At 82.3% G+C, this 436-nt stretch carries 1 pseudogene; it reads right to left on the reverse strand.

Features of this window, described 5'->3' with window-relative positions:
* Nucleotides 1–436: pseudogene (locus CTKZ_RS21920) on the reverse strand (DUF349 domain-containing protein); the annotation flags it as partial.

The raw sequence follows: 436 nt of genomic DNA on the forward strand, positions 1-436 counted from the left end.
CTGCCACGCGGGCTGCTGCTCGGCGACGGGTGCCTGCCACGCCTGCTCGGCGGCGGGCGCCTCCCACGCGGGCTGCTGGTCCGCGGCCGGCGGCTGCCACGCGGGCTGCTGCTCGGCGACCGGCGCCTCCCACGCGGGCTGCTGCTCGGCGACCGGGGCCTCCCAGGCGGGCTGCTGCTCGGCGACGGGCGCCTCCCAGGCCTGCTCGGGCTCGTCGTCGGGGACCAGCTGGACCGGCTCGAACGTCGGGGCGGCGGCGGGCTCGGGCTCGACGACCGGCTCGGCGACGGGTGCGTGCGCGGACTCGGCGGCCGGCTCGGCCGCCTCCCACGCGGGGGCCTGCCACGTCGGCGGCTCCCACGCGGGTGCCTCCCACGCGGGCGTGGGCCACGCGTCGGCCTCGGCGGCGGGCTCCTGCGGCTCCGCGGCCGGGGCG

Origin of the sequence: Cellulomonas algicola, from assembly GCF_003851725.1 — a bacterium.
GTDB classification, from domain to species: Bacteria; Actinomycetota; Actinomycetes; order Actinomycetales; family Cellulomonadaceae; genus Cellulomonas; species Cellulomonas algicola.